24 protein-coding genes are annotated in these 26678 nt (G+C 74.5%); 6 read left to right on the plus strand and 18 right to left on the minus strand.

Features of this window, described 5'->3' with window-relative positions; genetic code table 11:
* Positions 1-9: 9 nt before the first annotated feature.
* Positions 10-1449 carry a PLP-dependent aminotransferase family protein gene (locus ACQYWQ_RS03905; RefSeq protein ID WP_431032463.1) on the minus strand — a complete coding sequence of 480 codons (1440 nt, stop codon included), beginning with the start codon at positions 1447-1449 and terminating at the stop codon, positions 10-12.
* Here ACQYWQ_RS03905 and ACQYWQ_RS03910 point away from each other — a divergent pair.
* Positions 1448-2392 (plus strand): DMT family transporter, encoded by a 945-nt coding sequence (locus tag ACQYWQ_RS03910; RefSeq protein ID WP_431032464.1) that lies wholly within the window; start codon positions 1448-1450, stop codon positions 2390-2392. The two genes, ACQYWQ_RS03905 and ACQYWQ_RS03910, sit on opposite strands and share 2 nt — an antisense overlap.
* A gap of 95 nt (positions 2393-2487) precedes the next feature.
* On the opposite strand, the gene ACQYWQ_RS03915 is transcribed toward ACQYWQ_RS03910, so the two are convergent.
* On the minus strand, positions 2488-3744 hold the full coding sequence (locus ACQYWQ_RS03915) for a glycoside hydrolase family 10 protein (protein WP_431032465.1): 1257 nt from the start codon (positions 3742-3744) through the stop codon (positions 2488-2490).
* Between the two features lie 287 nt (positions 3745-4031).
* On the opposite strand from ACQYWQ_RS03915, the gene ACQYWQ_RS03920 reads away from it, so the two are divergent.
* The gene (locus ACQYWQ_RS03920) at positions 4032-4904 is read left to right on the plus strand and encodes a 3-hydroxybutyryl-CoA dehydrogenase (protein ID WP_431032466.1); all 873 of its coding nucleotides are present in this window, start codon (positions 4032-4034) and stop codon (positions 4902-4904) included.
* Positions 4905-5144: 240 nt separating this feature from the next.
* Entirely contained in the window at positions 5145-5750 is a 606-nt protein-coding gene (locus ACQYWQ_RS03925) for a GNAT family N-acetyltransferase (protein WP_431032467.1), read from the plus strand.
* Between the two features lie 68 nt (positions 5751-5818).
* Here the strand turns inward: ACQYWQ_RS03925 and ACQYWQ_RS03930 are convergent, their stop codons facing one another.
* Together ACQYWQ_RS03930 and ACQYWQ_RS03935 are read right to left on the minus strand one after the other, a co-directional pair.
* Positions 5819-6775 carry a PRC and DUF2382 domain-containing protein gene (locus ACQYWQ_RS03930; protein WP_431032468.1) on the minus strand — a complete coding sequence of 319 codons (957 nt, stop codon included), beginning with the start codon at positions 6773-6775 and terminating at the stop codon, positions 5819-5821.
* A 273-nt stretch (positions 6776-7048) separates the two neighbouring features.
* Positions 7049-7627, minus strand: a complete 579-nt coding sequence (locus ACQYWQ_RS03935) for a TetR family transcriptional regulator (RefSeq protein WP_431032469.1) — start codon at positions 7625-7627, stop codon at positions 7049-7051.
* A gap of 94 nt (positions 7628-7721) precedes the next feature.
* Between ACQYWQ_RS03935 and ACQYWQ_RS03940 the strand changes: the two genes are divergently transcribed.
* A complete protein-coding gene (locus tag ACQYWQ_RS03940; RefSeq protein ID WP_431032470.1) occupies positions 7722-8786 on the plus strand; it encodes an NAD(P)-dependent alcohol dehydrogenase in 1065 nt (354 codons plus the stop codon).
* Positions 8787-8949: 163 nt separating this feature from the next.
* On the opposite strand, the gene ACQYWQ_RS03945 is transcribed toward ACQYWQ_RS03940, so the two are convergent.
* From ACQYWQ_RS03945 to infC, 9 genes are all read right to left on the minus strand, one after another.
* Positions 8950-9480 carry an NUDIX hydrolase gene (locus ACQYWQ_RS03945; protein WP_431032471.1) on the minus strand — a complete coding sequence of 177 codons (531 nt, stop codon included), beginning with the start codon at positions 9478-9480 and terminating at the stop codon, positions 8950-8952.
* 157 nt (positions 9481-9637) lie between these two features.
* Entirely contained in the window at positions 9638-10978 is a 1341-nt protein-coding gene (locus tag ACQYWQ_RS03950; RefSeq protein WP_431032472.1) for a transcriptional regulator, read from the minus strand.
* Between the two features lie 549 nt (positions 10979-11527).
* Positions 11528-14065 (minus strand): phenylalanine--tRNA ligase subunit beta, encoded by a 2538-nt coding sequence (gene pheT / locus ACQYWQ_RS03955; RefSeq protein ID WP_431032473.1) that lies wholly within the window; start codon positions 14063-14065, stop codon positions 11528-11530.
* Positions 14065-15192 (minus strand): phenylalanine--tRNA ligase subunit alpha, encoded by a 1128-nt coding sequence (gene pheS, locus ACQYWQ_RS03960; protein ID WP_431032474.1) that lies wholly within the window; start codon positions 15190-15192, stop codon positions 14065-14067. Before pheS ends, pheT begins: the two co-directional genes overlap by 1 nt.
* 202 nt (positions 15193-15394) lie before the next feature.
* Positions 15395-16564 (minus strand): ATP-binding protein, encoded by a 1170-nt coding sequence (locus ACQYWQ_RS03965; protein ID WP_431032475.1) that lies wholly within the window; start codon positions 16562-16564, stop codon positions 15395-15397.
* A 156-nt stretch (positions 16565-16720) separates the two neighbouring features.
* Positions 16721-17533 (minus strand): TrmH family RNA methyltransferase, encoded by an 813-nt coding sequence (locus ACQYWQ_RS03970; protein WP_431032476.1) that lies wholly within the window; start codon positions 17531-17533, stop codon positions 16721-16723.
* A 166-nt stretch (positions 17534-17699) separates the two neighbouring features.
* The gene (gene rplT, locus ACQYWQ_RS03975) at positions 17700-18086 is read right to left on the minus strand and encodes a 50S ribosomal protein L20 (protein ID WP_008748864.1); all 387 of its coding nucleotides are present in this window, start codon (positions 18084-18086) and stop codon (positions 17700-17702) included.
* Positions 18087-18200: 114 nt separating this feature from the next.
* Positions 18201-18395, minus strand: coding sequence for a 50S ribosomal protein L35 (gene rpmI, locus ACQYWQ_RS03980; protein ID WP_007829094.1), 195 nt, complete (start codon positions 18393-18395; stop codon positions 18201-18203).
* Between the two features lie 104 nt (positions 18396-18499).
* A complete protein-coding gene (gene infC, locus ACQYWQ_RS03985) occupies positions 18500-19189 on the minus strand; it encodes a translation initiation factor IF-3 (RefSeq protein ID WP_431032477.1) in 690 nt (229 codons plus the stop codon).
* Between the two features lie 459 nt (positions 19190-19648).
* On the opposite strand from infC, the gene ACQYWQ_RS03990 reads away from it, so the two are divergent.
* Positions 19649-20002, plus strand: a complete 354-nt coding sequence (locus ACQYWQ_RS03990) for a DUF1844 domain-containing protein (RefSeq protein WP_431032478.1) — start codon at positions 19649-19651, stop codon at positions 20000-20002.
* A gap of 94 nt (positions 20003-20096) precedes the next feature.
* On the opposite strand, the gene ACQYWQ_RS03995 is transcribed toward ACQYWQ_RS03990, so the two are convergent.
* From ACQYWQ_RS03995 to ACQYWQ_RS04010, 4 genes are all read right to left on the minus strand, one after another.
* Complete coding sequence (locus tag ACQYWQ_RS03995; RefSeq protein ID WP_431032479.1) at positions 20097-20828, minus strand: SseB family protein; 732 nt, start codon at positions 20826-20828, stop codon at positions 20097-20099.
* A gap of 114 nt (positions 20829-20942) precedes the next feature.
* Positions 20943-21812: a poly-gamma-glutamate hydrolase family protein gene (locus ACQYWQ_RS04000; RefSeq protein ID WP_431032480.1), complete on the minus strand. Its 870-nt coding sequence runs from the start codon at positions 21810-21812 to the stop codon at positions 20943-20945.
* A 93-nt stretch (positions 21813-21905) separates the two neighbouring features.
* Complete coding sequence (gene mycP, locus ACQYWQ_RS04005; RefSeq protein ID WP_431032481.1) at positions 21906-23066, minus strand: type VII secretion-associated serine protease mycosin; 1161 nt, start codon at positions 23064-23066, stop codon at positions 21906-21908.
* A complete protein-coding gene (locus ACQYWQ_RS04010; protein WP_431032482.1) occupies positions 23063-24385 on the minus strand; it encodes a hypothetical protein in 1323 nt (440 codons plus the stop codon). The genes mycP and ACQYWQ_RS04010 overlap by 4 nt, the downstream gene beginning before the upstream one ends.
* A gap of 211 nt (positions 24386-24596) precedes the next feature.
* On the opposite strand from ACQYWQ_RS04010, the gene ACQYWQ_RS04015 reads away from it, so the two are divergent.
* On the plus strand, positions 24597-25799 hold the full coding sequence (locus ACQYWQ_RS04015) for an amino acid deaminase/aldolase (RefSeq protein ID WP_431032483.1): 1203 nt from the start codon (positions 24597-24599) through the stop codon (positions 25797-25799).
* Between the two features lie 18 nt (positions 25800-25817).
* On the opposite strand, the gene ACQYWQ_RS04020 is transcribed toward ACQYWQ_RS04015, so the two are convergent.
* Positions 25818-26576, minus strand: a complete 759-nt coding sequence (locus tag ACQYWQ_RS04020) for a DUF2510 domain-containing protein (protein ID WP_431032484.1) — start codon at positions 26574-26576, stop codon at positions 25818-25820.
* Between the last annotated feature and the right edge of the window lie 102 nt (positions 26577-26678).

Consider the following 26678-nt stretch of genomic DNA (forward strand, 5'->3'; position numbering starts at 1 on the left):
CCACCCGCCTCACGCCCGCACCTCGGCGAGCGCCTCCGCCAGTCTCCGTACCCCTTCCTCCAGTTCACCCGCGTCCGCCACTCCCCCGTAGCTGATCCTGAGGTGGGGTCTGTCGGGTTCGGCCGGGTGGTAGGGGCGGCCGGGCGCGACAGCGACGCCCCTGCGCAGTGCCTCGGCGGCGAGCGCGGACTCATCGGTGCCTTCGGGGAGCGGGAGCCACAGGTGGTAGCCGCCGGTGGGCACGCGCGCGGGCAGCAGCCCGGGGAGGCGGCGGGCGACGGCCGTCGCGAGCGCGGCCCGCCGCGCGCCCAGCTCGCTCGCCACGGTACGGAGATGACGCGGCCAGGACGGGGAGCCCACGAGTTCGAGCGCGGCCTCCTGGAGCGGGCGCGGCACGAAGAAGTGGTCGACGACCTGCACCGCGCGCAGCCGTTCCAGGACGGGACCGCGGGCGAGGACAGCGGCGACGCGCAGGCTCGGCGCGGTGACCTTGGTGAGCGAGCGGATGTGCACGACGATCCCGTCCGGGTCATCGGCGGCGAGGGGCGGGGGCGGCGGGCCTGCGTCGGCGTGGCCGAGGCGGCGGGCGAAGTCGTCCTCGACGACGAAGGCCCCGGCGGCGCGCGCCGCGGCGAGGAGCGCGGGGCGGCGCGCGGGGGCGAGAACGGTCCCTGTCGGGTTCTGGTGGAGGGGCTGGCACACGAGGACGCGTGCGCCGCTCGCGCGGAAGGTCTCGGGGAGCAGGTCGGTGCGGAGCCCGTCGGCATCGACGGGGACGGGGACGGGGCGCTGTCCGGCGGCGCGGAGCACGGCGAGCAGGCCCGGGTAGGTCGGGGACTCGACGAGGACGGGGGCGCCGGGCGGGGCGAGGGCGCGCAGCACGCCGCTGAGCGCGGCCTGCCCGCCGGGGCTGACGAGCGCGCCCCCTGGCCCTGGGCCGCCGCCGTCGGCCGCGAGGTCGCGGGCGAACCAGGCGCGCAGTTCGGGCAGCCCCTCGGCGGGCGGGCGGCCCCAGGCACCCGGGCGGCGGCCCGCGCGGGCGAGGGCGGCGGCGAGCGCGCGTTCGGGGCGCAGCTGCGGGTGGAGGTAGCCGCCGTTGAACTCGACGACTCCGGCGGGCGGTTCGGCGAGCGTGGCGAGGACGCCGCTCGCGTCGACGGCGCGCGGAAGGCCCTCCGGGGACTCGGCGCTCAGGGCGAGGTGCTGCCAGGAGGTGTCGCCATCGGCGGCGGGCGTGGCCTGCCCCGCGCGGTAGGCGCCCGCGCCGGGGCGCGTCACGAGCAGCCCCTCCGCGGCGAGCCGTGCGAGGGCACGCGAGACGGTGACAGGACCGACGTGGTGCCGCGCGACGAGTTCCCTGCTGGACGGCAGCTTTCCACCCGGAGGATAGCGGTCGAACTCGACACGGAGGAGATCCGCCAATTCTCCTACACTGCTACGCTCTTGCATGAGACGTGACAATAGCGCTATCGATGGACCCACGGTAGCGGTCGAAGCGCAGGCCGCCCTTCCTCCCGCCTCGCGAAGCCGCTCGGGACCGCTCCTCGCCGCGCTCGGCGTGCTCTGCTTCTCCCTCACCTTCCCCTCGACCGTGTGGGGCCTCGAAAGCTTCGGCCCGTGGTCGCTCGTGTGCCTGCGCTGCGTGCTCGCGACGGCGGTCGCCGCGGCCTTCCTGCGGGCGGTGCGGGCCGAGGTGCCGGTACGGGCGCACTGGGCCGGGATCGCGGTCGTGGCCGGGGGCGGCGTGCTGGGCTTCCCGCTCCTGACGACGCTCGCGCTCCAGACGTCCACGACGGCTCATTCGGCGGTCGTGGTGGGCCTGTTGCCGCTCACGACGGCGCTCGTCGCCGCCGTGCGCTCGGGTGTGTGGCCGCCGCGCGCCTTCTGGCCCGCCGCGGGCTTGGGCGCGGCGATCGTGCTGGCGTTCACCTTGGCGCAGGGCGGGGGCGGGTTCACGCGCGGGGACGTGCTGCTCTTCGCCGCGCTTGTGGTGTGCGCGGCGAGTTACGCGGAGGGTGGGCGGCTCGCGGCGGTCATGCCGGGGTGGCAGGTGAGCGCGTGGGCACTCGTGGCGTGCCTGCCGCTGACGGCGGTGGGCTCGGTGGTGGCGTTGTGCCTGGAGCACCCGGTGCGGTGGACCGGGCACGGGCTCGCCGGTCTCGCGTGGGTCTCGGTGGGCTCGACCTTCCTCGGGCTCTTCGTCTGGTACCGGGGCATGGCCGAGACCGGTGTCGCGCGCGCGAGCCAGCTCCAGCTCGCCCAGCCTCTGTTGACGCTGCTGTGGTCGGTGACGCTGCTCGGCGAGTCGCTCCCCGCGGCCGCGCCGCTCGCCGCGGTGGGCGTGGTGCTGTGCATCGCCGGGACGCAGTGGGCGACGCGAAGGCGGCGCTGAATCCCCCCGGAGCGGGGCCCGCGCGGACCTCGTAACGACCTCCGCCCAGCCCTCCGCGCGGACCCCGTACCGGGACCGCCCCCGCGCCGCCGCCCTCACCCCCGCAGCGGCGCCCGCTCCTGGTAGTGGTCGCGCACCACGCGGCTCATCGCGCCGAGCGGGTCGTTCGCGACCTCCTTCGCCGCGAAGAAGGCGTGGCCGTGCACCTCGGGGAGGCGCGCGGTGAGGTCGAGGTGCTGGGAGAGTTCGGCGGGGTCCGCCCAGGCGGCGGGCTGCGCGGGGTCGCCCACCTTGTACAGGGACTCGCCGATGTAGAGGCCCACGCCCGTGCCGCGCACGGCCTTCGCCCACCAGCGGGCGAGGGTCGCGTAGTCGGCGGCGGGAAAGCCGATGTTCCAGTAGAGCTGCGGGACGATGTGGTCGATCCAGCCCTCGCGCACCCAGCGCAGCGTGTCGGCGTACAGGTCGTCGTAGCTCTGCACGGCCGCCGAGGTGTCGGAGCCGCGCGGGTCGGTGCTCGCGTTGCGCCACACGCCGAAGGGGCTGATGCCGAAGCGGACGCGCGGCTTGAGGCGGCGGATGCGGGCGCTCGTCTCGCGCACGAGCTGGTCGGTGTTGTGGCGGCGCCAGGCGGCCCGGTCGGGGAAGCCGCCGCCGTACAGGGCGAAGGCGCGGTCGTCGTCGAAGGGCACCCCGGCCGTCGGGTACGGGTAGAAGTAGTCGTCCCAGTGCACGGCGTCGATGTCGTAGCGCGCGACCGCGTCGAGCATCGCGTCCTCGACGTACCGCCGTACCTCGGGCAGCCCCGGGTCGTAGTACATCTGCCCCTGATAGGTGACGACCCAGTCCGGGTTGACGCGCGCCGGGTGGGTGGGCACGAGGCGGGTCGGGTCGTCGTGCACGGCGATGCGGTACGGGTTGAACCAGGCGTGCAGCTCCAGGCCCCGCCGGTGGGCCTCCTTCACGGCGAAGCCGAGCGGGTCGTAGCCGGGGTCCTTGCCCTGCTCCCCCGAGAGGTACGCCGACCACGGCTCGTAGGGGGAGGGCCACAACGCGTCCGCCGAGGGACGGACCTGGAGGATGACGGTGTTGAGACGGCGCTCGACGGCCATGTCGAGGTGACCGAGCAGCTGGGACTTCTGGACCGGGGCGGGCAGTCCGGGGGCCGAGGGCCAGTCGCGATTCGTGATGCTCGCCACCCACTCCCCGCGCATCCGCTGCCCGCGCGGCGGGCGGGCCCCGCTGTGCCCCGGGTCGTTCGCGAGGGCGGCGCCCGTGGTGCCGAGAGCCGCCACAACCCCTGCGGCGAGGGCGGTGAAGCCTCTGCGGCTGAGCGTTCGCCTGTCGTCCATCCGGTACCTCCACGGGCTCGGTTGTCACGTACGTCACAGGTGCACCCCCATCTCATGCCCTCCCCTGGGGAACCGCCACACATTGACTGCGCGGTAACGTTCACGCCTGGGCGGCGGCGCCCGGTGCGTCACACGCGATGCCTGAGGGCGTCGGGCGCGATGCCTGAGTGCGTCGGGCGCGGCGCCGATGTGCGTCGTGAGGCGGCGCAGGATGGCGTCGCGGCGCGGTGCGCGAGGTGTGCCGCGGGCCGCCCGAGACTTCATCCCCGGACGGCGAGAGGCACGAGGTGACGGACTTCAAGGCCGATGTATCACGCGTCGGAGTGGTCGGCTGCGGACAGATGGGCGCGGGTATCGCGGAGGTCTGCGCGCGCGCCGGTCTCGACGTGAAGGTCGCCGAGACCACCGGCGACGCGCTGGAGTACGGGCGCACCCGGCTCAGCAACTCCCTCGCGAAGGCGGCCGAGCGCGGCAAGCTCACGGCCGACGAACTGGCCGCGACGCAGTCCAGGCTCAGCTTCACCACCGACCTCGGCGAGTTCGCCGACCGCGACCTCGTGATCGAGGCCGTCGTCGAGAACGAGCAGGTGAAGACGGAGATCTTCCAGGTCCTGGACCAGGTCGTGACCCGCAAGGACGCGATCCTCGCCTCGAACACCTCCTCCATCCCGATCGTGAAGCTCGCGGTGGCCACCTCGCGCCCCGACCACGTCATCGGCATCCACTTCTTCAACCCGGCCCCTGTGCAGAAGCTCGTCGAGCTGATCCCTGCGCTGACCACCTCCGAGGGCACCATCAGCCGCGCCCACGTGTGGGCCGAGAAGGTGCTCGGCAAGCACGCGATCCGCGCGCAGGACCGCTCGGGCTTCGTCGTGAACGCGCTGCTCGTCCCGTACCTGCTCTCGGCGGTCCGCATGTTCGAGCAGGGCATCGCGAGCCGCGAGGACATCGACAGCGGCATGGAGCTGGGCTGCGCCCATCCGATGGGCCCGCTCAAGCTCGCCGACCTCATCGGTCTCGACACGATCGTCTCGATCTCGGAGGGCATGTACGCGGAGTACGCGGAGCCCCTGTACGCGGCCCCGCCGCTGCTGCGCCGCATGGTCGAGGCGGGGCGTCTCGGCCGCAAGTCGGGCTCCGGTTTCTACGCGTACCAGTAGCACCGGGGGACTCGTCCCCGCGTACCAGTGGCGCCGGGGGACTCGTCCCCGCGTACCAGTGGCGCCGGGGGACTCGTCCCGCACGACCGCACGAGGCGGGGGCACGCGAGAAGGCCGCGTGCCCCCGCCTTTCGTGCTCGGCGCAAGCGCTTTTCATGCTCCGCGCAAGCACTTTCCCGCTTGCTAGCATCCGCGCCACCGGGGGAGATTCCCGCTGGTGACGAGGGTGGGGAGCGGATCATGGGCGGTACGTGGACGGAAGACGTCTTTCCCGAGACGGAGCTGATCTCCGGGAATCTGCGCCTGCGTGCCTTCGACGCCGGGGACGTCGAGGACGTGCGGCGGGCGTGCGCCGACGAGGAGATCCAGCGCTGGCTGCCGCTGCCCCGCCCGTACGACACGGAAGTGGCCCGCTCCTGGTGCACCGAGTTCAGCCACCACCTGCGCACCTCGGGCGACGGCATCCACTGGGCGGTCACGGACCGCGAGAGCGGCCGCCTCCTCGGCACGACCGGCCTCAACCGCACCGACTGGCGCGGGCTCGTCAGCGAGGTCGGCTACTGGGTCGCGCCCTGGGCCAGACGGCGCGGGGTCGCGGTGGGCGCCGCGCGGACGGTGGCCGGCTGGCTGCTCGGCGAGTGCGGCTTCGAGCGCCTGGAGCTGCGCGCGGCGACAGGCAACCTCGCCTCGCAGGCGGTCGCCGAGCGGGCGGGTTTCGTACGGGAGGGTGTGCTGCGCAACGCGGGGCGCGTGCACGAAGGCCGGGTGGACCTCGTGGGGTACTCGCTCGTCCCCGGGGACGGCGTCGCGCTGCCCGCGGTGGAGGCGCGGCTGATCGCGGTCTGAACAGGCGCGAGCGGCCCCCGGACCTCCCTGGAAGGGACGTCCGGGGGCCGCACCCGTGCGTGCGGGGCTCAGCGCTCCTCGGGCGGCGCGTCCCGACCGGGACTCGCCGAGCCGTCGTCGTAGTCGACGCGCTCCTTGCGGACGGAGTCGCTGACCTCCTGTTCCTCGGTGACGCGCTCCGCCTCCAGGCGGACGCGTTCGACGGCGACCGCCTCCTTGCGGATGACGGGACGCTCCGCGTGCAGGGTGACCTCGGCGTTCTCCTCGCCGATGGAGGCATCCACGGAGTCACCCTCGCGGATCGGTTCGCGTACGAGCCTGGCCTCTTCGTGGCTGACCGGGATCGTCGTCGTGACGTTCTCGGTCACCACGACCTTGTGCAGCCTGGCCCGGCCGGACTCCTCCTCCTGCGTGCCGACGCGCAGCCGCTCCTCGGAGAGGATCATCTCCTCGCCGGGTTCCCCCTCCCAGGAGCTGCGCGCGCCCGCACCGGCGAGTTCGCGCTCGGTGCTCTCGCCCGTCGCCTCGTTCGGGTTGGCCGGGCCGAGACCCGATCCCGCCCCCTTCATCCCGGCCTGGTCCGCGGAGGTGGTGCCCGCCCTGGCCTGCTGGCCCGTGCCGGTGAGCGACTCGTCCTCCGCGTCCATCCCGCCGGGCGCGGCGGCCCCCTTCTTGCCCTCGTCCCCGCCGGACATCGCACCGGTCGCCGTCATCCCGTAGTGGGCGTACAGCTCCTCCTCACCGGCCGCGTCCAGGTGCTGCCCGGCGTCGAGCCGGGGGGCGTCCTTGATCGTGTTCTTGTCGTGGTCCAGGTGCAGACCCTCGGCGTCCGAGCGTGCACCTTCCAGCGGGACGAAGCTCTCCTTCATCCCGAACAGACCGGTCTTCACCGTCACCCACTCCGGGCGGCCGGTGCGGTCGTCGCGATAGACCTGCTCGACGCTGCCGACCTTGGCCCCGTCCCGGTCGTACGCGGTCAGGCCCACGAGCTGGTCCACGCTGAGGAAGCCCTCGTCTGAAGTCATGAGTGCCCTCTTCCTGCGAGGGCGCGCGGCGAAGGGGCCGGGGTCCCCTCCACGAGAGACACGCGCCACTCCTTCCATGCGGCGCGCTCCGGGGCCTTTCGGCAACCGCAAGAGGGGACCAGGGGACGAAATACCCCATTGGGCGGATATCTCGCCAAAAGGGTTTATCCGCCGAGAGCCCGGCCTTCCCCACCCTCCGGCGGCCGACGCACACCAAGCCCCTCCGGCGTTCGAGGAGCGGGGCGAGGGCGGAGGCCCGACGTCACCGGGTCGCTACGGCTCCACGACGCGGCGCACCGCGTCCCGCAGCAAGGCCTTGCGCCGCTCGTGGTCCTCCTGCGGGTCCTCCGCCGTCGCCGCGAAGACATGGCTCACCGGCGACCACGCGCACGCCATCGCGATGACGAGGGTCAGCAACTCGAAGGGGTCCCCCTCACGCAGCTTCCCCGCCGCCTGCGCCGCCGCGATCGCCGCGAGCTTCGGGCCGCTCTGCGGGTCGTCGAGCCACAGCCCCCCTGACCGCCGCTCCAGGCGGGTCCAGGCGATGAGCCGGACGAGATTGGGACGGCGCAGGTTCTGCTCGTAGAGCCCCACCGCCCAGCCGGGCAGATCGTCGGCGTCGAAGGGGATGGTCTCGACGATGTCGCTCGTCCGGTCGGCGATGACCGCGGCGAAGAGCCCGTCCTTGTTGCCGAAGTAGCCATAGAGCTGCGCCTTGTTGGTGCGCGCGGCCGAGATGATCCGCTCGATCCGGGCGCCCGCGATACCGCGCAGGGCGAACTCCTCGGTCGCGGCGTCGAGGATGCGGCGCCTGGTCGCGGCGCCGCGCGGCGTACTGGGCAGCTCGGGCATGGGGTCACGGTAGCAAACAGAACAGTTGGTTTGCTTTTCCTTTCCGAGCCCTTACGCTGAAACAGACCGAACAGTCTGTCTTTGGAGTTGTCCCATGCGTTCCACCCCTGCCTGGCAGCACGCCCCGGGCGCCCCCGCCCTGGAGCGCGCCACGATCGAGCGGCGCGAGCCGCGCCCCGACGACATCGCCGTGCGCGTCGACTACTGCGGGGTCTGCCACAGCGACCTGCACCAGATCAACGACGTCGCGGGGCGGCGCACGGGCCCGCTCGTGCCCGGGCACGAGTTCGTCGGCACGGTCACGGAGACCGGCGCGGACGTGACCGGCTTCGCGCCCGGCGACAAGGTCGCGATCGGCACACTCGTCGACTCGTGCGGGACCTGCCCGATGTGCCTGGCCGGGCGGGAGAACTACTGCGCGCAGTTCCCGACGGTCACGTACGGCGCGGTGGACCGCGTGGACGGCCTGCCGACGCACGGCGGGTACAGCCGCGCGTACGTGCTGCGCGAGAAGTTCGCGTACCACCTGCCCGCCGGGCTCGAACCGGCCGCCGCAGCGCCGCTGATGTGCGCGGGCATCACGGTGTGGGAGCCGCTGAGCGCCGCGGGGATCGGTCCCGGGAGCAAGGTCGCCGTGGCAGGTCTCGGCGGTCTCGGCCACCTCGGCGTGAAACTCGCCGTCGCGCTCGGCGCCGAGGTCACCGTCCTGAGCCGTACCGAGGACAAGGCCGCCGACGCGGCCGAGCTCGGCGCCGAATCGCTGCTCCTGACGACGGACGAGGCCGCGGTGGCCGCCGCGCGCGGGCGCTTCGACCTCGTGCTCGACACCATCTCGGCCCCGCACGACCTCAACCGGATGCTGTCGGTGGTCGCCGTGGACGGCACGCTCAGCGTCCTCGGCTTCTTCGGCGAGGCTCCCGTGCAGCTCATGGGCCTCCTGCTCGGTGCCAAGAAGCTCAGCTCATCGGCCACGGGCGGCCGCGCCGAGACGGCCAGGATGCTGGAGTTCTGCGGCGCGCACGGCATCACGGCGGACGTCGAGGTACTGCCCTCAGCGCAGGTGAACGAGGCGCTGGAGCGCCTGGAGCGCGGAGACGTGCGCTACCGCTTCGTCCTCGACGTCTCGGACCTGGACGAGGACCCGGCGCCGGCCGCCTGAGGCCCGGCGGCGTTACGTACGGGAGCGGGGCGCCCGCGGCGGTACGGGGAGCGGGGCGCCCCCGCGGCGGTACGGGGAGCGGGGCGCCCCTGGCGATACGGGAGCGGGCGCCCCGGGCAACCCGCTCCCCGTACCGCCGAACCCCGCGCCTCTCGTGCCCCTCTCACTCCTCCCGCATCCGGTGCAGCAACAGCAGAGCCGCCGCCATCGTGGCCGCGGGGACCTGGCCCTGGCTCACGAGATCGGGCACGAGCTTGAGCGGGACCCACTCGCGGCGCGAGGACTCGAAGCCGTCGACGGGCTCGCCCGTCCACTCGGCGCTCTCGCCCCAGTAGACGTGATGGACGGCGTCGCTCAGCCCGTTCGACGGCTCGGTGCTCAGCAGGTGGTGGAGGGCGCCCGGGCGCCAGCCCGACTCCTCCTCCAGTTCGCGCGCGGCGGCCCGCTCGGGCTCCTCCCCGTCCTCGACCACGCCCGCGGGCAACTCCCAGCCCCACGTGTCGGTGATGAAGCGGTGCCGCCACAACAGCAGGACTTCCTCCGCCTCGTTGACGACGGTCGCCGCGGCGACGGGGCGCTGACGGATCAGGAAGTGGTCGAGGTGGCGTCCGTCCGGCAACTCCACATCAGCGAGGTGCACGCGAAACCAGCGATTCCCGTACACGAATTGTTCGCTCTGTTTCGTCCAACGCACGTTTCTGCCACCTTTCATGAGGAGGTGGCACTATCGCAGTCGCCGCCGCACACCGGGCAGGCGCCCTGACCGCTCACCGGAGCACAGCGGGCGGCGCACCCGGGACCCCTGGACCGCTCACCCCGGCGCACCACCGCCCGCCGCGGCTCACCGAGGCTCACACCGGCACCCGCAGCGCCAGGTCGATGAGTTCGGCCGCCTGCCCCGTGCCGCTCCCGCCGGTGCGCACGAGGTGCTCGCGCACCGCGCGCAGCCGTTCGCGCAGCCGCCGGGACTCCATGCCCGTGGCCCGCTCGGCCATCTCGACGGCCGCCTCGACCGCACCGTCCGTCTCGCCCTGCCGCAGGGCGATGTGACTGAGCATCGCGAGCCGGTGCACGCGGCCCCTGTCGTGCGCCGGGCTGTCCACGGCCGCCCGCGCGTGCTCGCGCGCCCCGCGCAGATCGCCGAGGCTCAACAGGGCTTCGGCGACCTGCACGTTGACGAGTCCGGGTTGCACGTACCCCGTCTCGTCGGGTTCATGGCCGCGCCGGATGCGCTCGGCGGCGGTCTCCGCACGCCGGATGCAGTCGAGCGCGCTGCCCGCGTCGCCGAGGTGCGCGTACGCCTTCGCCTGCATCGCGTGCAGATCGGAGGCGAGCGCGGGCGAGACCGCGCGCCCGGCCGCGCGCAGCGCCGCCTCGGCGAAGGCGACGGCCTGCCGGTGCGCGGCGAGGTGGAGCGACTGGTTGACGAGCAGGGCGATGACGTACGCGCCGAAGGCCCGGTCCCCGCTCGCCTTGGCGAGCCGCAGGGCCTGGTGGAAGTAGCGCTGGGCGAGGCCGTGCGCGTCGGCGTCGTAGGCGCAGATCCCCGCGACGGCGACGAGCGCGCCGGTCGCGCGGTGCAGCGCGCGCCCGGTGTCGTCGCCGTAACTGCCGCGCAGGAGCGGCGCGGCCTCGGCGTTGAGGAAGGAGACGACGCGGGGGCGGACGACGACACCGCCCGCCTTGCGGTAGAGCTGTTCGTAGTGGGCGCGGGCCGCGCGCAGCATCTCGATGTCGGCGCCGGAGACGCGGCGGGGGCCGCCGCGCGAGACGTCGGTGTCCTCCGGCGGGTTCTCCCACTCCCACACGGGGACGATCGCCGGTGTGCCCGTGACGGCGGGGGCGCCGAGGACGTGGGCGCGCTGCTGCTGGTCGGAGCGCCACAGCGCGGTGGCGCGCTCGACGAAGCCGGAGAGGGACCCCGGGCGCGCGGCGGCGGGCTCGCCGGGGATGCCGAGGCCGATGTCGTCGAGAGTGACGGGCCGGGCGAGGCGGCGCGAGAGGACGTCGCAGATGAGGTCGGGGACCTGGCCGCGCGGGCGCTGGCCGCGCAGCCAGCGCGAGACGGCCGTGTGCTCGTAGCGCAGGGTCAGTCCGCGGGCCGCGCCCGCCCGGTTGACGTGGGCGGCGAGCCCGGCGTGCGAGATCGCGGCCTCGTCGAGGATCGCGTCGAGGAGGGAGTTGGGCTCCATGCTGTCTCCGGGTGAGCTGGTGCGCGGCGCGCCGCTTATCGCTGGGGGTGAGCGAACGGGCACCGGTTGTGGCACAGCGTAAGGGAGCGCGATTCACACGGGGTGTGAAAGGAGCGCACGCACCGGGGGTCCGCGCGCGCTTTCGCGGGGCGCGCGGGGGCGCTTGACTGTGTCTCGCGGACGCCGGGCTCCCCCCTCGACAAGTACGGCGTCCCGACCGGCGCCGTCCCGACCGCCGCAGCCGCTTCGGCTCCGGCCCGGCGGGCGGCGCCACGGACGCCCGGCCCCTCCGGCCTCTCCCCCCCCCTGGCCGGAGGGGTTTCGGGTTCCCCGCGCGGGGCGGTCTTCCCCCTCCGCGGGGCTCCCGCGCCCCCCTGCGCGCGTGTTCGGGGGGTCACCGGAAGGCGTGTGCGAGGTTCACCGGAACGAGTGGCACCGCCCGCACCGCACGCCCCTCACCCCCGCACCACGCACATCGGCCGGGCCCCGTCTCCACGACAGGACCCGGCCGATCACGCCGGTACGGGGAGCCACGCTCCCCGGCGGGGGTCACACCCCGCGCAGCACCGCCCCCGTGTGCTCCGCCGCGAGGGCCACCGCCGCGTCGCGCGCGGTCGTGGCCTCCTCGACGGTCAGGGTGCGGTCGGGGGCGCGGAAGCGCAGCGCGTACGCGAGGGACTTGTGGCCCTCGGCGAGCTGGTCGCCCGTGTAGACGTCGAACAGGCGCAGCGACTCCAGGAGTTCACCCGCGCCTTCGCGCAGCGCCAACTCGACCTCGACCGCGGGGACATCCGCGGGGACGACGAGTGCGACGTCCTGCGTGGCCACGGGGTAGTTCGAGATGCGCGGGGCCTGCACGGCCCCGGCTCCCGCCTGCTCCAGGGCGTCGAGGTCGAGTTCGGTCGCGCAGGTGCGGGCCGGGAGGCCGAGCGCCTTGATGACGCGCGGGTGCAGTTCGCCCGCGTGCCCGATGACGCGCTCGGCACCGTCCACGAAGGCGAGCAGCTCGGCGCAGCGGCCCGGGTGCCAGGGCCCGTACGCGCCCTTGCGGACCACGAGGTCGGCCCCCGCCTCGGCGGCCGCCGTGCGTGCGGCCTCGATGGCGTCGGCCCAGTCGACCGGGCGGCCCTTGCCCCACCAGCCGGACTGCTCGCGGGCCCCGGCGAGGACCACGGCGAGGTGCCTGGGCTGCTCGGGCAGTGCCGCGTCCAGCTCGTCGAGCTGGGTGTCCTCGGGGCGGTGGGCCACCGCAAGACGCTCGGGCACGACGGCGTCGGCGCGCGGGTGGAAGACGAGCCCCGTCTCGAAGAGCGCGAGGTCATGGCTGCCCCGGCCCTCGTTGCGGCGCAGGGCGGCGAGCAGCCCGGGCAGCAGCGTGGTGCGCAGCGCGGGCTCCTCGTCCGAGAGCGGATTGGCGAGGCGCACGACACGGCGGGCCGGGTCGTCCTCGGCGAGGCCGAGCGCGTCGAAGGCGTCGGTCCCGACGAACGGGTAGGTGAGCGCCTCGACGTACCCGCGCCCGGCGAGCGCGCGGCCCACGCGGCGGTGGAAGCGCTGCCGCTCGGTGAGGCCGCGCCCGGCGGGGGGCTTGGGCAGCGTGGAGGGCAGGTTCTCGTAGCCCTCCAGGCGGATGACCTCTTCGGCGAGGTCGTTGGGCGCGGTGAGGTCGGGCCGCCACGAGGGGATCGTGACGATCAGCTCGTCCTGGCCGTACACATCGCAGCCCACTTGCTGGAGCCGCCGTACGACGGTCTCCCGGCCGTACTCGACACCGGCGACGCGGTCGGGGTGCCCGGCCGGCATCGTGACGGTGCGCGGCGCGGAGGGCGCGACGACCTCGGTGACGCCCGCGTCGGGCGTGCCGCCCGCGAGGAGCACGAGGAGGTCGACGGTGCGCTGCGCCGCGGCGGAGGCGGCCTGCGGGTCGACGCCGCGCTCGAAGCGCCGGGACGCCTCGGAGGCGAGCTTGTGGCGGCGCGAGGCGCGCGCGACGGCGATCTGGTCGAAGTGCGCGGCCTCGACGATGACCTCGCTGGTGCCGAGTTCGGCGCCGTGGTCCGCGATCTCGGTCTCGGCGCCGCCCATGACCCCGGCGAGCCCGATGGGCCCGCGCTCGTCGGTGATGACGAGGTCCTCGGGGTCGAGCTTCCGGTTCTGCCCGTCGAGCGTCCTGAGCGTCTCGCCCGCCTGTGCGCGGCGCACGCCGATCGGGCCGCGCACCTGGGCGCGGTCGTAGGCGTGCAGGGGCTGGCCCAGCTCCAGCATCACGTAGTTGGTGATGTCGACGGTCAGCGAGACGGGCCGCATCCCGGCCTTCTGGATGCGGCGTGCCATCCAGATCGGGGTACGGGCCTCGGGGTCGAGCCCCGCGACCGTACGGGCCGTGAAGCGGTCGCAGCCGAAGGGGTCGGCGATCTCGACGGGGTAGCCGTGGGCGTTGGGCCCGGGCACGTCGATGAGCGCGGGGTCGCGCAGCGGGAGCCCGTAGGCGATGGCGGTCTCGCGGGCGATGCCGCGCATCGAGAGGCAGTAGCCGCGGTCGGGCGTGACGGCGATGTCGAGGACCTCGTCGACGAGTTCGAGCAGCTCGATCGCGTCGGTGCCGACCTCGTACTGCGGCGGCAGCACGATGATCCCGTGCGTGCCTCCCCCAGACTCCGTCCGGGGGGACCCCCAATCCCCCATGCCCAGCTCGTCGGCGGAGCAGATCATGCCGTGCGAGACCTTGCCGTACGTCTTGCGCGCGGCGATGGCGAAGTCGCCGGGCAGGACGGCGCCGGGCAGGACCACGACGACCTTGTCGCCGACGGCGAAGTTCCGGGCGCCGCAGACGATCTCCTGCAACTCACCGGTGCCGTTGGCGTCGCCGACGTCCACGTGGCAGAAGCGGATGGGCTTCTTGAAGCCCTCCAGCTCCTCGATGGCGCGGACCTGGCCGACGACCAGGGGGCCCTTGAGCCCGGCGCCGAGCTGCTCGACGGTCTCGACCTCAAGCCCTGCGGAGACCAGCTTGGCCTGCACGTCACGGCCGGTCTCTGTGGCGGGGAGGTCGACGTACTCCCGCAGCCAGGAAAGCGGGACCCGCATCAGATCTCCATCCCGAACGGCCGGGTGAAACGGACGTCACCCTCGACCATGTCTCGCATGTCCTCGACGTTGTGGCGGAACATCAGCATCCGTTCGATACCGAAACCGAACGCGAATCCGCTGTACTTCTCGGGGTCGACTCCGCAGGCCGTGAGGACCTTCGGGTTGACCATGCCGCAGCCGCCCAGCTCGATCCAGCCCTCGCTGGAGCAGGTACGGCAGGGGCGGTCCGGGTTCCCGACCGACTCGCCCTTGCACACGTAGCAGAGCATGTCCATCTCGGCGGACGGCTCGGTGAAGGGGAAGTAGTTGGGGCGCAGCCGCGTCGTCATGTCGGGCCCGAAGAGCGAGCGGACCATGTGGTCGAGCGTGCCCTTGAGGTCGGCCATCGTCAGGCCCTCGTCCACGGCGAGCAGCTCGATCTGGTGGAAGACCGGGGTGTGCGTCGCGTCCAGCTCGTCGGTCCGGTACACGCGGCCCGGGCACACGACGTAGACGGGCGCGCCGCGCTCCAGGAGCGAGCGGGCCTGCACGGGCGAGGTGTGGGTGCGCAGCACGACACCGGACTCGTCGGCTTCGGTGCCCTTGGGGCCCTGGACGAAGAAGGTGTCCTGCATCTGCCGGGCGGGGTGGTCGGGGGTGAAGTTGAGCGCGTCGAAGTTGAACCACTCGGCCTCCACCTCGGGGCCCTCGGCGACCTCGTAGCCCATCGCGACGAAGACGTCGGCGACGCGCTCCATCATCGTGGTCAGCGGGTGACGCGCTCCGGCGGGGACGCGGTCGTACGGGAGCGTGACGTCGACGGTCTCCTCGACGAGGACGCGCGCGTCCCGCTCGGCCTCCAGCTCGGCCTGCCGGGCGGCGAGCGCCTTGTTCACGGCGCCGCGGGCCTGGCCGACCCGCTTGCCCGCCTCGGCCTTCGCCTGCGGGGGCAGGGCGCCGATCTCGCGGTTGGCGAGGGCGAGCGGCGAGGTGCCGCCGGTGTGGGCGGTCTTGGCCTGGGCGAGCTGGTCGAGGTCGGCGGCGGCGGCGAAGGCGGCGAACGCCTCGTCCCGCATGCGCGCGATCTCGTCCGGCTTCAGCGCCTCGACCTCTACTGGGTCGTACGACTTGTTGGGTGCCGACATTTCTTCCCGTGCTTCCGACGTGGGTGGCTGAGGGTCCCGTCTCGTTCTGTGGACGATTCGTCCACGAAAGAGGACGCGGACGTGCCAAAGACCGAGTCTACCGGGGGGCGGGTGGGGCGTGGCGCGGGTGGGCGGCCCCGGGGCCGTACGTCACAGGCGGTACGGGGGTGGGGCGGCCCGGCGCGGGAGGGGGCCCGAGGCGCTACTGGAGGTGGGCCGGCAGCGCGACGGGCAGCATGAATCGGAAGAGGGCGCCGCCGCGCGGGGCCCGGCCGACCGTGATCCAGCCGCCGTGCACCTCGACGATGCCCTTCACGATGTAGAGGCCGAGACCGGTGCCGCCGCGCTTGGAGCCGCGCCAGAAGCGGGTGAAGACACGGTTCATCGACTCCTCGGGGATACCCGGCCCCTCGTCACTCACCGTGATCACGGTCCCTTCAGGTCCCTCGCCGCCCGCCGTGGGCGCGATGTCGATGGTGACAGTTCCGCCGCCGTGGCGCACCGCGTTTTCGAGGAGATTGCTCAGAACCTGGTCGACTTTGTCGGGATCGGCCCACAAGGCGGGCAGCGGGCGGCGCACGGTAACGAGGAAGCGGTCGCAGGAGCGGCCCGCCGCGATATGTGCCTGCACGTGCCGTGCCGCCGCGCCCGCGATGTCGACGGGCTGGCGGCGCAGCTCCATGCGCCCCGCGTCGATGCGGGAGATGTCGAGGAGTTCCGTGATGAGGCGCGTGACGCGGTGGGCGTCGGCGTCGACGGTCTGGAGCATGAGCCGCTTCTGGTCGTCGTTGAACCTCTCCCACTTGGCCAGGAGCGTCGCCGTGAAGCCCTTGACGGAGGTGAGCGGGGAGCGCAGCTCGTGCGCGACGGTGGCGATCAGTTCGGCGTGGCTGCGCTCGGTACGGCGCCTGGCCCCGGTGTCGCGCAGCGAGACGACGAGCCGTGCGAGCGGCCCGCGCGGGCGCGTCCGCACGTACCTGGCCGAGACGAGGACCTCGCGGCCCCCGGGGAGCAGCAGGTTCCTCTCCGGCTGCCGGGTCCGGATCGCGAGCCCCCCGTACGGGTCGGTGAGCCGCCACCACCGCCGTCCGTCGAGGTCTTCGAGCGGCAGCACCTCCTCCAGGGGGCTGCCGAGCGCGGCGTCGGGGAGCACCCCGGTGATCCGCGCGGCGGCGGCGTTGAAGCACGTGACGAGCCCGCGGGCGTCCGCGACGACGAGGCCGTCGGGCAGATCGTCGGGCCGCAGGGGCTCGGCGGGGCGCGGGGCGGGGACCTCGGCCGGCGCGGCCGCGTCCCCGGACAGCGGCCCCCGCACGCGCCACTCCCCCGGGGCCACCCCGCCCGCCCCGTACCCGGCACTCTCGGCTGTCATCCTCGCCCCACCCTCCAGACCGGTCCGTGGGCCCTCGGAGGGGTCACCCTATCGGTGCGGGAGGGCGGGAGGCGGCGCTCCGCCGGTGCGGCGGAGGGAGCCCCGCGCCCGTGTCGCGTGCCCGCCCGCGCCGGAGGGGAGCGTGCGCCGTGCCGCCTACGCCGCGCGTCCCCGCTGGGCGCGTGCCGAGGCGTAGAGGCAGACGGCGGCGGCCGTCGCGAGGTTGAGGGACTCGGCCTTGCCGTGGAGCGGTACGCGGACCACGGCGTCGGCGAGGGCGCGGGTCTCCTCGGGGAGGCCCCACGCCTCGTTGCCGAAGACCCAGGCGGTCGGGCCGCTCATCGTGCCGCGGTCGAGTTCGTCGTCGAGGTCGTCGGCGCCCGCGCCGTCGGCGGCGAGGACCCGCACCCCGGTCCCGCGCAGCCCCGCGACGGCCTCGTCGACGGGCACGCCGACCACGACGGGCAGGTGGAAGAGCGAACCGACCGAGGCGCGCACGCACTTGGGGTTGTAGACGTCCACCGACGCGTCGGTGAGGACGACGGCGTCCGCGCCCGCGGCGTCCGCGCAGCGCAGCACCGTCCCCGCGTTGCCGGGATCGCGGACGTGCGCGAGCACCGCGACGAGGCGGGGGCGCGCGGCGAGGACGTCGGCGAAGCCGGTGTCGAGGAAGCGGCACAGGCCGATGACGCCCTGCGGGGTCACCGTGTCGGCCATCGCGGCGAGCACCTCCTCGCTCGCGCTGAGCACGGGGACGCCCCTGGCCCGCGCGTCGGCGAGGAGTTCGGGGTGGCGGCGCGCGGCGTCCTCCGTCGCGTACACCTCGACGAGGTGCCCGGCGGCCTCGCGCACGGCCTGCGGGCCCTCGGCGAGGAAGCGGCGCTCTTTGCCGCGGAAGCTCCGCTTCGCGAGCCGTCGCGCGGCGACGACGCGGGGGGAGCGCAGGGAGGTCAGCTCGGGGGCCGGCATGTGCTCACTCTCGGGGACGTACGGGGGCTCGGGAGGTGGACGGGGCCGCGGCCCCGCGGGGTGCCGCCGGAACACACGGGACCCGCAGGCCGTCGCGGGCCTGCGGGTCCGGTGGAGCGGCGCGCCGACACGCGGCGCGCGGAGCCTGCCTGGGCGTGGGCCCTGATCAGGCGGCGGCCTTCGGCGCGTTGACGTCCTCGGGCAGCGCCTTCTGCGCGGCCTCGACGAGGGCCGCGAAGGCACCCGCGTCGTGCACGGCCAGCTCGGCGAGGATCTTGCGGTCCACCTCGATGTTGGCGGCCTTGAGACCCTGGATGAAGCGGTTGTAGGTGATGCCGTTGGCGCGGGCAGCGGCGTTGATGCGCTGAATCCACAGCTGACGGAAGTCGCCCTTGCGCTTCTTGCGGTCGTTGTAGTTGTAGACGAGGGAGTGGGTGACCTGCTCCTTCGCCTTGCGGTACAGGCGCGAGCGCTGCCCGCGGTAGCCGCTGGCCTGCTCCAGGATCGCCCGGCGCTTCTTGTGGGCGTTGACGGACCGCTTGACGCGTGCCACTTGATTACTCCTTGTAGCGGGGCCGTGGGGTGGTCACACGGCCCGGTTCGATTGGGTCCCGGTACGGGGCTGCGAGCCCCCGGTGAGGGAGCCCCCGGGAAAGGGGGCCCGGCCTCACTTGCCGAGAAGCTTCTTGATCTTCTTGGCGTCGCCCGGGGCCATCTCGGCGTTGCCGGTGAGGCGGCGCGTCAGGCGGGACGACTTGTGCTCCAGCAGGTGGCGCTTGCCGGCCCGCTCGCGCAGGACCTTGCCGGAGCCCGTGACCTTGAAGCGCTTGCTGGCACCGCTGTGCGACTTGTTCTTCGGCATGGCGCCGTTATCTCCTCGTCGGTGACGCCCCCAGCCGGGCCCCGGGGGGACCGGACGCGCGGGGGCGTCAGTTGTATCCGTGTCACCGGGACGGCTGTCCCGGATCAGGCCTCGGCGTGCTCCTCGGCGGCCTCGTCCGCGCCGGAAACGGCCTCGTCCTGGTCGTCGGCGGAGGCGCCACGTCCCTGCCGCTCCGCCTTGCGGGCGGCCTGGGCCTCGCGGGCCTCGGCCATCGCCTCGGTCTTCTTCTTGTGCGGGCCGAGAACCATGATCATGTTGCGGCCGTCCTGCTTCGGGCTCGACTCGATGAAGCCGAGGTCCTGGACGTCGTCCGCGAGCCGCTGGAGCAGTCGGCGGCCGAGCTCCGGCCTGGACTGCTCGCGACCACGGAACATGATCGTGATCTTGACCTTGTCACCCTGCTTGAGGAACCGGACGACGTGACCCTTTTTGGTGTCGTAGTCGTGCGGGTCGATCTTCGGCCGGAGCTTCATCTCCTTGATGACCGTGTGCGCCTGGTTCTTGCGCGCCTCACGGGCCTTCATGGCCGACTCGTACTTGAACTTCCCGTAGTCCATGAGCTTGCACACGGGCGGACGGGCGTTCGCCGCGACCTCGACCAGGTCCAGGTCGTACTCCTGCGCCAGCTCCAGGGCCTTGGCGAGCGGGACGATGCCCACCTGCTCTCCACTGGGGCCGACGAGTCGTACCTCGGGAACACGAATCCGGTCGTTGATACGGGGCTCGGCGATGCGGGGCTCGGCGCTGATGGATCCTCCTCGGTAGCACCGCACGGCCGCCTGGCAGACAGCCGCACAACTCTTGCTTCTTCCTGAGACCAACCGCGCCGGCACATGAAAAATGCCCCGGACGATCACGAGCGGGGCTCCTGTACTGACCGGAGCACCGCCGCGTGGACGCGGGGCGCGACTTCGGACGCTCACCGCCTCGGGTGCGGTGCCGTCTGACCGGTGACCCGCCGCCCGTGAGGGCGATCAGGTGGGAGTGCGGAGCCTCCACTTGTGGCCGGAGTCTCGGGCTCCCTCGCGGGCACCACTGACACACTCCGGCCGGTCGTTCCTCCAGCATACCAGGGCGTACGGGGCCGGAGCCCCCGCGTGCGGGCGGGACGGGGCCTCGGGGCGCCGCGTACGCCGCACTAGGCTGACGGGGCTCGCGGGCGCCCGCCCGCGAGGGGAATGCGGGCGCTGTGCGGCCCTTCCCACCGTACGCAACGAAGGAAGCGCCCCGCGATGAGCGAAGCGACGCCCGCAGCCGACTACGACGACGTCACCCGGGACATCGCGGAGGTGCCCGCCGTCGAGGTGATCACCACCGTGGGGGTGCACCTGATGAGTGCGGCGGCGGTGAAGCTGGGGCTCGCCGAGGACGGCGAGGCGCACAAGGACCTCGACGAGGCCCGCAAGCTGATCCACGCGCTCGCCGGGCTCCTCGACGCGGGCGGCACCGAGATCAGCTCCTTCCACGCGGCTCCGCTCCGCGACGGCCTCAAGTCCCTCCAGCTCGCCTTCCGCGAGGCCAGCATCGTCCCTGACGAGCCCGGCCAGGGCCCGGGCGAGAAGTACACGGGGCCGGTCTTCGGCTGAGCCTCGGGGGCCCGGGGCCGGGGGCGGGAAGCCGGGGGGCCGGGAGCCGCGGACCGGGCCGGGAGCCGGGGCGGCCTTCCGGCGGCCTGGCGCGTCAGCGGATGAAGAGCGGCTGCCCCGGCACCGTCGCGTCCGGCGGGAGCAGGGCCAGTTCGATGCCGCGCTCCAGGCGCTCGCGAAGGACCGGGTGGGCGGCGAGGCTCCCGGCGACGGCGCGCGCGGCAGGCTCGGGCGCCGCGTCCTTGTGCAGGACGAGCGCGAGCGTGCCGTCCGCCGCGCGGGACGGGAGCAGGTGGGCGCGGAGCACGGCGGGCTCGGCGGCGAGGGTGTCGCGCACCGCCTCCGTGACGGCCGGGTCCGCGAGCGGTGCCGCGCTGTCCCTGCCCTCGGCGAGCGCGCGGAGCGCACCGCCGCTCACCTCGAAGGGAACGGGCCCGGCGAGGTCGAGCACGAGCGTGTCGGCCCCCTCGTGCGCCACCGCCTGGAGCGCCTGGTGCAGCGGTACGGCGACGGGGCGGGCCGCCGGGTCCCACCGGGCGAGGCTCGCCGTGGACGTGAAGGCGGGCAGCGCGGTGCGGTCCCCAGCCTTGAGCGTGGGCACCGCCATCTCGCTGTTCTTCTCGCGCCTGAGCCCGTCCTGGCCCTCCTCGGTCTCCCCGAGCACGGCGACGACGGGCACGAGGAGCCGCGCCCGGCGCAGGGCGGCGAGCACGGGCCCGGTCGCCGTACGGTCCTCGGCCCAGGCGGCGAGCGCCGCGCCGAGCGCGGGGTCGGCGGAGCCGTCGTCGTCGCTGAATCCGGAATCAGGGATGTTCTTGTTCGCCACGCGACGACCCTACCGAGGGCCCGGACGCCGCGGACGCGCGGACCGGCTGGCCCGGGTCTCCCCGCCCGCCCGCCGCGCGTCCGGCGGGGGTGCGCGGCCGCGCCCCTGGGCCCCTCACAGGACCGGCTGTGCCGCCTCGGTCGCGGCGAGGGCGGCGCGGGTCGCCGCCGTGAAGTCCCAGAAGAGCCGCGTGGTCGACGTCTTCCTGCCCGCGCGCGTGTTGACCTCGAACATCGCGGCGCGCAGTGCGGTGGTGATCTCCAGCTGGGCGCCCTCGCCCCGCAGCGTGCGGTTGGCGATGTTGTCCGGCGAGACGCCCGCGAGGTCGGGCTTGCCGGCCGCGTCCGCCGCGGTGATCCCGGCGGCGGCGAAGTGCGCGAGGAGGGCCTTCTTCAGGTTCGCGTTGCGGCCGCCCACGAGCACGGCGGCGACCCCCTCACCGAGGCCGGTCTGGGCCGCGGTGCATCCGTGCAGGGCGAGCGCGTTGAGGCTCGCGGCGGCGAGCGAGCGCGCGACGGTGTCGTCGCAGTGGGTCGCCGTGACGTGCAGGGTGCCGTTGTCGCTGGAGCGCAGGCCCTCGAACATCCAGAAGTCGTGCCGGGGCCCTTCGGCGGGCGTGGGCGCGAGCCCGTCCGGGTGGTAGCCGGCGACGGCGAGGCACAGCTCGGAGGTTCCTACCTCGATACCGCCCCCGTGGGGCGCGAGGATCACGCTCCGCGTGAAGCCGCCCTGCGTGACAAGGTCCTGGTCGTCGAGCGCGTGCCTGCGGTAGCGGCGTGCGTAGTCGACGCCCTCGGTCACGGCGGGGTCGGCGTAGAGCGCGGTGTTGGACGGGTACGTGTCCCCGGCGGCCGCGGCCGGGGCGGCGGAGGCGAGACCCAGCAGTCCGGCGCCGGTGAGCGGGGCGAGGCCGCCGAGGAGGGCGCGGCGCGAGAGCGCGGGTCGGGAGCGGACGTCTGACGTACGACTGTTCGATTTCTTCATGGCGCAAGCGTGTGCGGGCGGAATGATCTTGGCAAGGCCCCGTCAGGCCCTCGCACTCCGCCGCGCCTCGCCACCGCGTCCCCGCCCGCGCCGCTACCGCGTCCCCCGCCCGCGCCGCCACAGCAGCGCCGCCGCGCCCAGGAACACCGCGCCGAGCGTCGCCGCCGCCGGGACCGTCCAGGGGAGCTTCCCGCCTCCTCCGTGCGGGAGCGGGTCCGGCCCCTCGCCGAAGTAGCGGGCGTGCTCGCTCGTGGTGCGCAGGTGGTCCGGGTCCTCCTTCGCCGCCGCGGCGAGTGCCGCCCGCGCGTCCACCGTGCCGAAGCCGCGCGTGTCGTCGTGCCCGCCGGAGGGGCGCGCGCTCGCGGTCCTCGCGAGCAGGGCGCGTACGCGGTCGGGGGGCAGGTCCGGGTGGGCGGCGCGCAGGAGGGCGACCGTCCCCGAGACGAAGGCGGCCGCCGCGCTCGTCCCCCAGCCCTCGTAGTAGCGCAGGTCGGGGTTGAGGGTCACGACGTCGTCGCCGGGGGCGGCGACGGTCGCGTACCAGCGGCGCGTCGAGAAACGCGCGTGCTCGCCGTAGCGGTCCACGGCCGCGACCGCGATGACGCCGGGGTAGGCCGCCGGGTACGAGACGTGGTCGCCCTTCTCACCGTCGTTGCCCGCCGAAGCGACCACGACGACGTTCTTGCCGAGCGCGTACCGCACCGCCGCGTCCTGCGCGGGCTGCGGGCGGGCCTCGGTGCTGTCGTCGCCGAGCGAGAGGTTGATGACGTCGGCGCCGTGGTCGGCGGCCCACCGGATGCCTTGGGCGAGTGCCTCGCCCCTGGTGCGCCCCGCACGGGGGCGTTGCGGGTCCTCGTCCTCCAGGATGACGCGCACGGGCAGGATCTTCGCCTCGGGCGCGATGCCCATGACGCCGTCGGCGGCGCCAGGACCGTGGCCGTGCGCGGCGATGATCCCCGCCATCGCGCTGCCGTGCTCGGCCCAGTGCTCCTCGCCCGCACGCGCGCCGAAGCCGACGAGGTCCTTGCCCGCCAGGACGTTCCCCGCGAGGTCGGGGTGCTCGGCGTCGACGCCCGTGTCGAGCACGGCGACGGTGACGCCCTTGCCCCTGGTCGTGGCCCAGGCCTCCTGCGCGTGCACGGCGCCGAGGCCCCACTGCTGCGCGCGGATGCCGTCGGCGGCCGCGCTGTGAGCGGGCAGCAGGACGAGGGCGAGGCTCGTGGCCCCGGCGAGCAGGACGCGCCGCGCGGTCACAGGGAGGGCTCCTCGGAGGGGTTGACGGCACCGGCGGCCTTGGTGAGGGCGGCGTCGGTACGGGCGGCGAGCGCGGCGGCGGCGTGGCCGAGCCCCGAGAGCGCGACGGTGCCGTCGGCGCCCGCGCGGGTCGCGTGCGCGGCGGGGACCGGGGTGGCGAAGGTCCGCCCGTCGGCGAAGCCGGAGACGGCCCAGACCACGGCGGGCAGGTCCGCGCGCACCGCGAGGCTCCAGCTGACGCGCTGACGCGCGCCGAAGCCCTCGGCGAGCGTGCCCTTGGGCCCGTAGGGCAGGGGCAGCAGGTCGGTGCGCGTGTCGAGGTGCTCGGTGCGGAAGCGGGTGCGCAGCGCGGCCATCCCCGCGGGATCGGTCTTGGTGAAGAGGAGTCCCACGGTGGTGAGCTGACTGCGGGTCGCGTCGGTGTACGTGGCGCGCAGCAGCCGCAGGCACCCGGCGGGCGCGAGCGCCTGGCGCAGGAGCGGGTCGAAGGCGTGGGCGCAGCCGCTGTCGGGGGCGACGGCGATCCGCGTCCAGGTCCTGTCGGCGCCACCGGGTCCCGCGCCCTTGCCCCGCACGACGGGAGGGAAGAGCGTGTCGACGGGGACGCTGTGCCACAGCTCGGCCGCCGCCTCGTACCGCGTCGGCACGGGGGGCTCCGTCTCGCCGGCGAGCACTCCCCCGGCGACGGCCCCGCCGACGAGCCCGAGCCCGAGAACGAGGCAGACGGCGGCGGAGACCCGGGAACGGCGCGGCACCACGGGGGCACCCGGCACACCGCCGGGCACCCCGAGGAGGTCTCCGGGGGCGAGGAGCGGGGGCGGGGGTGCGACGGGGGGCGGCGGCGGGGGCTCGGCCGCGAGGGGGCGCGGAGGCTGCGCGGGGTGCGGGGGCTGCGGCTGCGCGGGCCGCGCGGGACCCGTCAGGTGCGCGGGGGGCGGGAGGTGCCGCGGGTACGGGGGTATGCGGCCCGGTGCGCCGACCTCGGCACCGTCCTGCTCCCGTGTCTCCCGGCCGCCCTGCTCCCGTACCCCGGCACCGCCCCGCTCCCGTGTCTCCCGGCCGCCCTGCTCCCGTACCCCGGCACCGCCCCGCTCCCGTGTCTCCCGGCCGCCCCGCTCCCCTACTTCCGGGCCGCCGCTCCGCTTCCGTGCCACCGCGTCGGCTGCCGCCGCCGTCTGCCGGTCCGCGCCGTGCTCGCCGCGTTCCCCGCCCGCCGTGCGCGGCGGGCGCAGGCGGGGCAGGGGGACGCGCGCGGGGCTCGGGGGCCGCGAGGGGGGCCGCTCCGGTGTGGGCGGGAGCGGCCGGGCGTCCGTGCTCATGCGCTGCCCGTGTCCTTCCGCTCGCCGACGTGCCCGGGCCCGCGCGGCGGGCGGGGCGCGGCGGCTCGGGTGCCGGTCACTTTACGGGGTCCCGGGAGTCCCCGTGGCCGGTGTGCGCGGGCCGTCTCTTTGGCCCGGAACATCCCCCGGGACGCGGTGGGTTCGCTTCCTCCCTCTACCCATCGGTAGGGGTGTCTGGCAGGCTGCGCCCATGACCGCCCGCGCAGCCGACCGGGCCCGCTACGACCGGGCCACCGCACACATCGAGGCGCCGCTCGCGCTCGTCGACCTGGACGCCTTCGACGCGAACGCCGACGACCTCGTGCGCCGCGCGGCAGGCAAGCCGATCCGGGTCGCGAGCAAGTCCGTGCGCTGCCGTGCGCTGCTCGAACGGGTCCTCGCGCGGCCCGGGTTCGCGGGAATCATGTCGTTCACGCTCGCCGAGTCGCTGTGGCTGGCGCGCGAGGGCTTCGATGACGTGCTGCTCGCCTATCCCTCCACCGACCGCCCCGCGTACGCCGAACTCGCCGCCGACCCCAAGCTCGCCGCCGCGGTGACGGTCATGGTCGACGACCCCGCGCAGCTCAGGCTCATCGACGCGGCCCGCGACGGCGGCGCCGAAGAGATCCGGGTCTGTCTCGAACTGGACACCTCGCTGCGGCTGCTGGGCGGCCGGATACGCGTGGGCGCCCGCCGCTCGCCGCTGCACTCGCCCGCGCAGGTCGCCGACATGGCACGCGCGGTGGCGCGCACACCCGGATTCCGGCTCGTCGGGATCATGGCGTACGAGGGTCATGTGGCGGGCGTGGGCGACAAGCTGGCGGGGCGTCCGCTGCGGTCGCGGGCCGTCCGGCTCATGCAGGCGGCGGCGCGCCGCGAACTCGCCGCGCGCCGGGCCGAGGTGGTGCGCGCGGTGCGCGCGGTCGCCCCCGACCTGGAGTTTGTCAACGGCGGCGGCACAGGAAGCGTGCAGCACACGGCGGCCGAGGACGCCGTGACGGAGATAGCGGCGGGTTCGGGGCTGTACGTGCCGCGGCTCTTCGACAACTACACGTCGTTCACGGGCCGTCCGGCCGCGCTCTTCGCGATGCCTGTGGTGCGCCGCCCCGGCGTCGGCGTGGTCACGGTGCTCGGCGGCGGCTACCCGGCGTCGGGGGTCGCCGGGCCGGACCGGCTGCCCGTCCCCTACCTGCCGGAGGGGCTCTCGTACGACCCGCAGGAGGGGCCCGGCGAGGTGCAGACGCCGCTGCTCGGGGCGGTCGCGGACGACCTGCTCATCGGGGACCGGGTGTGGTTCAGGCACGCGAAGGCCGGGGAGCTGTGCGAGCGCTTCGACCGCCTGCACCTCGTGCGCGGCGACGCGGTGCGGGAGACGGTGCCGACGTACCGGGGCGAGGGCCGTACGTTCCTCTGAGCGCCCGCCGGGCCCCGGTCACTCGGCCGCCCTGATGCCCTCCGCCGTCTCGTCGAGCACCCCGGGCCCCGCCGGGTCGGCGTCCGCGTCGAGCCTGGCCCGTACGACGAGCAGCGTGCCGGGCTCGTGGGGCGCGGGCAGGACGAGGGACTGGACGTAGCCTCCCGCCCCCTCGCGGGGAAGGCAGCGGCGGCGCACGAGCCAGCCCTTCTGCCCCGCGGCCCGCACGGGGCCCGCGGCGGCGAGGCGGTGGCTCGCGCCCGGGTAGGCGTCCTCGGCCGCCGTCTCGTTGTCGCGCTCGGCGCGGGCGCGCGCGGCTTCCGGCGGGCCTGGGGTCGTCGTGACGGTGATACGGCCCGGGGTGCAGCCGCCCGCGAGGGGGCAGTCGCGGGGGCGGCCCGTGACGAGCGCGGACCCGTCGGTGCGCCAGCCCTCGGGCACGGGCACGACGATGCCGTGGAGCGTCGCGCCCGCGCCGTCGCGTGGGGTGGCGCCGCTCCGCGCGCCTTCCGCCGCGTCGGTGACGCGGACGAGGGGGTCGTCGCGGGTGCTGAGCGCGGCGATGCCGACGACGAGCCCCGCGAGGAGCGCGGCGCCCCCGAGCACGAGGGCGAGGAACATCACGCGGCCCGGGGGCTTGCGGCGGCCCCCGGGCACGAACCAGGAGGAGCCGGGCGCACGGACCTCGGGGGTCCATGTGGCGCCGTCCCACCAGCGTTCGCCGTGGGTGCCGTGGGGGTCGGGGTACCAGCCCGGCCGGGCGGGGGGCGTCTCCATGACGGCAACTTTAGGTCGTTTCGCCCGTTCGGCCGGGTGAACTCACCCGGTCGCCGCGTCCGTTCCGGCGAACAGGAGCGCGCGGCACCGCCACGCGCCCCT

The sequence above is a fragment of the Streptomyces sp. P6-2-1 genome (assembly GCF_050613165.1).
Taxonomy (GTDB): domain Bacteria; phylum Actinomycetota; class Actinomycetes; order Streptomycetales; family Streptomycetaceae; genus Streptomyces.

Coding starts and splice junctions, on each gene's coding strand:
- ACQYWQ_RS03965 (WP_431032475.1), bottom strand. CDS start 16,564: ATGACAGCCGAGAGTGCCGGGTACGGGGCGGGCGGGGTGGCCCCGGGG.
- ACQYWQ_RS04020 (WP_431032484.1), bottom strand. CDS start 26,576: ATGGAGACGCCCCCCGCCCGGCCGGGCTGGTACCCCGACCCCCACGGC.
- ACQYWQ_RS03940 (WP_431032470.1), top strand. CDS start 7,722: ATGCGTTCCACCCCTGCCTGGCAGCACGCCCCGGGCGCCCCCGCCCTG.
- pheS (WP_431032474.1), bottom strand. CDS start 15,192: ATGTCGGCACCCAACAAGTCGTACGACCCAGTAGAGGTCGAGGCGCTG.
- ACQYWQ_RS04015 (WP_431032483.1), top strand. CDS start 24,597: ATGACCGCCCGCGCAGCCGACCGGGCCCGCTACGACCGGGCCACCGCA.
- ACQYWQ_RS03935 (WP_431032469.1), bottom strand. CDS start 7,627: ATGCCCGAGCTGCCCAGTACGCCGCGCGGCGCCGCGACCAGGCGCCGC.
- ACQYWQ_RS03990 (WP_431032478.1), top strand. CDS start 19,649: ATGAGCGAAGCGACGCCCGCAGCCGACTACGACGACGTCACCCGGGAC.
- ACQYWQ_RS03915 (WP_431032465.1), bottom strand. CDS start 3,744: ATGGACGACAGGCGAACGCTCAGCCGCAGAGGCTTCACCGCCCTCGCC.
- ACQYWQ_RS03930 (WP_431032468.1), bottom strand. CDS start 6,775: ATGACTTCAGACGAGGGCTTCCTCAGCGTGGACCAGCTCGTGGGCCTG.
- ACQYWQ_RS03910 (WP_431032464.1), top strand. CDS start 1,448: ATGAGACGTGACAATAGCGCTATCGATGGACCCACGGTAGCGGTCGAA.
- ACQYWQ_RS03950 (WP_431032472.1), bottom strand. CDS start 10,978: ATGGAGCCCAACTCCCTCCTCGACGCGATCCTCGACGAGGCCGCGATC.
- ACQYWQ_RS03905 (WP_431032463.1), bottom strand. CDS start 1,449: ATGCAAGAGCGTAGCAGTGTAGGAGAATTGGCGGATCTCCTCCGTGTC.
- ACQYWQ_RS04010 (WP_431032482.1), bottom strand. CDS start 24,385: ATGAGCACGGACGCCCGGCCGCTCCCGCCCACACCGGAGCGGCCCCCC.
- rpmI (WP_007829094.1), bottom strand. CDS start 18,395: ATGCCGAAGAACAAGTCGCACAGCGGTGCCAGCAAGCGCTTCAAGGTC.
- ACQYWQ_RS04000 (WP_431032480.1), bottom strand. CDS start 21,812: ATGAAGAAATCGAACAGTCGTACGTCAGACGTCCGCTCCCGACCCGCG.
- ACQYWQ_RS03970 (WP_431032476.1), bottom strand. CDS start 17,533: ATGCCGGCCCCCGAGCTGACCTCCCTGCGCTCCCCCCGCGTCGTCGCC.
- ACQYWQ_RS03925 (WP_431032467.1), top strand. CDS start 5,145: ATGGGCGGTACGTGGACGGAAGACGTCTTTCCCGAGACGGAGCTGATC.
- pheT (WP_431032473.1), bottom strand. CDS start 14,065: ATGCGGGTCCCGCTTTCCTGGCTGCGGGAGTACGTCGACCTCCCCGCC.